This is a genomic window from Mesorhizobium sp. M0208 (assembly GCF_040322015.1).
Lineage (GTDB): Bacteria > Pseudomonadota > Alphaproteobacteria > Rhizobiales > Rhizobiaceae > Mesorhizobium.
This window is the reverse complement of record NZ_JAMYSP010000089.1, coordinates 1-5,347: the sequence shown is the minus strand read 5'-3', so window position 1 is coordinate 5,347 and position 5,347 is coordinate 1. Positions and strand designations below refer to the sequence as shown.

Below are 5,347 nucleotides of genomic sequence, written 5' to 3'. Positions count from 1 at the left end.
TGTCACTCTTCCTAGATGAGTGGACGGTATGTCTTTGTTTTGTAACATTCATCACTCATCCTAATCGAGTGGATTCGTCCCGGTTAGGTAGATTCTTACCCTGATTTGGTGGACGAAGGCGAGAGCGACGGTCATGGGTCGTAACCCCAACAAGCTTGCGGCCGATGATGCCGACTGGCGCAGGGCAGTGGCGCGCGAGGCTGTCATCCGCCCTTTGGCATCGAAGGATCGCTTGTCTCCCGCCGATATAGGCTTGGCGTGCCGCCAACTCGGTGTGAGGCGGGCACGCCTTTATGAACTTCTCGCTCAATACCGGGTCTCTCCTGTCACGAGTTCGCTGCTTGGCCACAACCCCGGCCCAGCGAAAGGGCGACGGCGCCTGTCGGAAGAGATGGAGGCGCTCATCGAGACCGCGATGCGCGACACCTACCGCAGGCGGGAGAGGCCTTCGATCACCGCCCTGCATGACCGCGTTCGAGAGTTGTGCCGAGCTTGTGGAGAGGTGGCGCCTTCCTGGAAGGCGGTAAGGGCCCGTGTGAAGCTTGCCGATCCGCGGCTCCTGATGCGTGATCGGGAAGGGGCAAAGGCGGCGCGTGAACGGTTTGAGCCCGTGGTGCAGGAATATCGCGCCGATCATGCGCTTCACATCGTCCAGATCGACCACACATTGGTCGATCTGTTTATCGTTGATGCCGTGCATCGCCGGCCCCTTCAGCGGCCTTGGCTGACGCTGGCCATCGACATTGCAAGCCGCATGGTGGCGGGGTTCTACCTTACTCTGGAAAGTCCGTCGTCGGCATCTGTAGCGCTTTGCGTCCAGCACATGGTGATGCCGAAGGAACTCTGGCTTGAGGCGCGCGATATCAAGGCGGCGTGGCCGGTTTCCGGGTTGCCTGATGTGATCCACGTTGACAACGGCAGGGAATTCCATGGAAAGGCGCTGACCCGAGGAACCGCGGAGCACGGCATCGCCCTTGAATATCGGCCCGTCGCAAGGCCGCATTATGGGGGGCACATCGAGCGGCTGATCGGGACGATGATGGGTGCGGTCCACCTGCTTCCGGGCACGACGTCCAGCAACATCGCCGCGCGCGGCTCCTACGATCCGCAAAAACATGCGGCAATGACGCTCGACGAACTGGAAGCGTGGCTCGCGCTGCAGATTGTCGGCCGCTATCATGCGGAGATCCACAGCAGCCTGCATCTGCCGCCCGCTAGCGCGTGGGACGACGCCGTTGCGGCACGTCGCCATCCCTTGCGGCTGCCCCATGACCGCGAACGGTTTCTCCAGGATTTCCTGCCCTTCGAGGAGCGCAGCATCAGGCGCGACGGCGTGCATCTGTTCGGACTTCGCTATTGGGACGATGTGTTAAGTCCCTGGGCAGGCCGGTTTCCTCGCCGGATGCGCGTCAGATATGACCCGCGCGACCTGTCGTGCGTGTTTGTGGAAGGCCCCGATGGCACGAACTGGCCGGTCCGGTTTGCCGATCTCAGGCGGCCGCGCATTACGCTCGGCGAGCATCGTCTTGCCCGCACGGCGCTGAAGGAGCGCGGCGTCAAGGCGGTGGACGAGCAGCTGATTTTCGACACGGTCGAAAAGCAGCGGCAGCTCGTCGACGCAGCCGGACATAGGACCAGGAGCGCGCGCCGGCATGCCGAGCGCCGCGACCGATCGCTGGTGGCGACCGAAAACAGGAGCTTTTCCGCCCCGGAGATCGACCACGACGAAGAATGGGATACCGATCTACCCTCGTTGGTCGTGGAAGAATGGTCTTGAGCGACTACCAGCATCTGCTGCCCGCCTATCGCTCGCATGCCGCTCTTGGCGATGCCGACAGGATCGCCTGGATCCGGGCGGACCGCTGGCTGGAAACCGCCCAGGCGCGCGCGGCACTGGCGAGGCTGGAGGACCTGCTGTCCTATCCTGCGCGCGACCGCATGCCCTGCCTGCTGCTTTATGGCGACACCGGCATGGGCAAGACCAAGATCATCCGCAAGTTCCTGCGTGACCATCCGGCCTGTTTCGATCGGGGCACAGGCATCACCACCATGCCCGTCGTGGCCATGCAGATGCCGGCCGAACCGCTGGAGCGGGATGTCTATGGCGAACTTCTCAGCGCGCTCGGCGCGCCGGGACCGATGACGGACTCGACCTATCGCCTGAAGGAGGTCTGTCGGAGCCTTTTGCGCAGCATGGGAGTGCGCATGCTGATCATCGACGAAATCCACGCGCTGCTTGCGGGCAGCTTCCGCCAGCAGCGCATTTTTCTCAACGTCATCCGGTTTCTGGCAAATGACCTGAGGGTCCCGCTGATCTGCGCCGGGACCGAGCTGGCCCGGCAGGCGCTGCTGACCGACCCGCAGCTTGCTGAGCGTTTCGAGGCCTTCCACCTCGACCGTTGGACGGATGACTTCCGGGTTTCCCAGCTTTTGACAAGCCTGGGCGGGATCCTGCCGCTGCGCCGCCCCTCGGAGCTGGCAACGGCGGCTGTCCGCCGAAAAGTGCTCGATCTGACCGACGGCGTGACGGTGCGGATCTTTCGCCTGATGGAGACGGTGGCGGTTGAGGCGGTCCGCAGCGGCAGTGAGTGCATCACCATCGACAGTTTCGACGGCGACAATCTCGTCCTGCCGCTTGTGTCGATGACACGCCACATGGAAAAGGGACTCCAGCGCCGGGCGAGCCGGTGAGGCCTGTCCGCGTCCTCCCCCTTGCGCCCCGGCCATTCGACGACGAGTTGCTTTCCTCCTGGCAGGAGCGGGTGGCCTGTCGCTACGGATGCACGTTGCGCGGCGTTGAAAGCTGGCTCGACGCGGACATCGATCCGGGGCGGCGCGGCGGGTTGATCGGGCGAGACTTCGATCCGGGCGACGCAATGATCACGTTTTGGGCCCGCGCTTGCCGAATGGATGCGGAGCGGCTTGCTCAGATGGCGCTGTGCCGGCAGGCGCGCGCCTCCAACTGGTACATCCAGGATCGCTGGCATCAGGGCGTCTGTACTGCTTGCCTCGATGAGGATCACACTGGCGGCCGGGATCATTATCTTCGCCGTGCGTGGTCTCGGGTCGAAGCAATCGTCTGCCCACGGCATCTGACCATGCTGCGGGACATGTGCGGCCATTGCTTCGCCCGTACCGGATTTCGCTTCGATTGCCGAGAGGGGAGGGGGCGTCTCGTTTGCGGGAGCTGTTCGGCTCCCGTGTCTTTCGGCCGCGCGGATAGTGTCGTTTCGGAATGGCAAAGCTTCCTCCTGGCGCTTACGAACACCGTCACATTGGCCATTGAGGAGGGGCCTCAGGGCACGGTGGCCAAAGACATCATGCGGGCCGCGCGATTGTTGTGGTCGTCGTCGCAGGCAGGCGGAAAGCCCTTCATCGCATGGCTGGGACAGCCGCGCCTGAGCGGCAACGACATGCCGGCCGATCGCGACGAGCCGCTCGCCACCGCCTCATTGCAAGGCCGCATGTTGACCCTGTTCGGAATTGCACGGCTGCTGGATCTGGCCGATGCCAGAAGCCGCATCTGGCTGCCGCCTTTCTTCCTGGCGGAAAAATTCGCCGCGGGCGATCCGTCGCGGTCTGCCGCACGCCGGGTGGTGCCGCAGCCACAGAATGTCGAGCGCCACGCCACGACGTGCGCGCTCCGCTCGGACGCCGAATACCGTTCATTGGCCGAACAGATCCTTGCCAGCCATCAATGGAAAGCCGTTCAGGGCGCCGGCTCGGTTGCGCGAGAACGAACGCTAACGCGCCTCATGGCTGAGGCGCTGGATCGGGCACCACGAGGCCGAGCCGCCGGGCGCGATCCAGCAGCGCCTTGACCGACGATGGCTGCCATTGGCGACCGCCACGCGGCGTGCGTTCGTGCATCCGTTCCAGCTGGGCACCGATCTCGAGCAGCGTGAGATCCGGATCGGCAAGCGCGATGCCGGCGACGAGCGTCATCAGCCGGTCCTCCGGCGGCCGGCGAGCGGCTCGTTTGATCAGAGCCGGCTCGGCGATGCGTTCGCGAACCAGCCGATGCACGGCGCGGCGCAGCCGCTCGATCGTCCAGCTGTGCCCTTTTCGGTTCAGAACCCGCACCACATCGTCCCAGCTGTGCTGCGGCCGCAAGCGGCGCACGGTCGGCAACCAGGTCTGCGCCGAGGTGATGAGATCGTCGAGATAGGCGCGCTGGCGCGCCGCCGCGATCGCCCGGACAGCGTCGGGACGGCGTTCGCGAAGCCCGGGGTTGCCGGCCAGCCTGCCGCGCGCCTTGGCTGCCTTCATCCCCGCCTTGGTGCGTTCAGCGATCAGGGCACGCTCGAGCTGCGCGACGGCGCCGAGCACCTGCAGCGAGAACATGCCTTGCGGTGTCGACGTGTCGATCGGATCGCGCAGCGAGCGGAAGTGTGCGCCGCGCGCCTCGAGCTGCTCGATGACCTCCAGCAGATGGCTGACCGAGCGGGCGAGGCGATCGAGCCGCACGACGACGAGAACGTCGCCGGCGGTGATCTCACGCATCAGCTTCGCCAGCACCGGCCGGGAGCGCGAGGCGCCGGAACCATGCTCCTGGTGAACCACATGACAGCCGGTGGCCTTGAGCTCGTCGACCTGGGCGTCGTTGAGCTGGTCTTCGGTGGAAACCCTTGCATAGCCGATCAGGCGGCGTGGGCGGGGAGGGGGTGTGGTGCGCGGATTGGCCATTTGCGGCGCATTTTGGGTCGATTTTTACAAAGTTGCAATGTGTCAGAAAAGGAACCTTTGCAGGCGTGTTTTATCGACCGATTTACAGGCCCGTAGAGCGTGATCGAGGCCTCCGGAGGTGTCCGTGGACTCCAAAGGGGGCCAAATCGCGCCCACGAGGCCGCTATGGCCGACAATGGGTAAAACCCGGCGTTTGGAGCACGGACATTCCGAAAGATCGGCGTCAGAGGACCAGAAACGCGGATTTGGTCCTGTTTCACCCGGCGGGCGGAGCAGATTTGATGAGACTACGTGATTCCGAGTCGGAAATAGTGAGACTACGCGACACAGCGAGTTTGGCACTGGCATCAGCCAGTGGAAGCGAGGCAATTCAATCAGTTAGCAGCAACACGGCCATGTCGCATGGCACGCAGTCTCACGAAAACCGCTCCAAATCCGCCGATCCTGGCCGATCTGTCCACTCAATTAGGGTGAGAATCCACCGGATAAGGGCGAGAACGACACCTGAAACCGCGAAAATGCGGGCTTTTCCACCCATCCAGGACGAGCGACAACCAGTCTTGGTCGCTGACACTCTCCTGCGACCGTTGAAACGCGGGCGACAACGGCCATTTCTAACGTAAGGACAAAAACGAACGATAATGCAACATTATCATTCGTT

General features: G+C 63.6%; 4 protein-coding genes. 3 read left to right on the top strand and 1 reads right to left on the bottom strand.

Annotated elements, in window-relative coordinates; translation table 11 throughout:
- The first annotated feature begins 133 nt into the window (after window positions 1-133).
- From NKJ17_RS33450 to NKJ17_RS33440, 3 genes are read left to right on the top strand one after another with little or no spacing between them, the layout of a single operon-like run.
- A complete protein-coding gene (locus tag NKJ17_RS33450; protein WP_352691976.1) occupies window positions 134-1,777 on the top strand; it encodes a TnsB C-terminal domain-containing protein in 1,644 nt (547 codons plus the stop codon).
- Window positions 1,774-2,691, top strand: coding sequence for a TniB family NTP-binding protein (locus NKJ17_RS33445; RefSeq protein ID WP_352691974.1), 918 nt, complete (start codon window positions 1,774-1,776; stop codon window positions 2,689-2,691). Before NKJ17_RS33450 ends, NKJ17_RS33445 begins: the two co-directional genes overlap by 4 nt.
- Window positions 2,688-3,821, top strand: a complete 1,134-nt coding sequence (locus NKJ17_RS33440; protein ID WP_352691973.1) for a TniQ family protein — start codon at window positions 2,688-2,690, stop codon at window positions 3,819-3,821. Before NKJ17_RS33445 ends, NKJ17_RS33440 begins: the two co-directional genes overlap by 4 nt.
- On the opposite strand, the gene NKJ17_RS33435 is transcribed toward NKJ17_RS33440, so the two are convergent.
- Complete coding sequence (locus tag NKJ17_RS33435) at window positions 3,754-4,686, bottom strand: recombinase family protein (protein WP_352691972.1); 933 nt, start codon at window positions 4,684-4,686, stop codon at window positions 3,754-3,756. The genes NKJ17_RS33440 and NKJ17_RS33435 overlap by 68 nt on opposite strands.
- Window positions 4,687-5,347 lie beyond the last annotated feature (661 nt).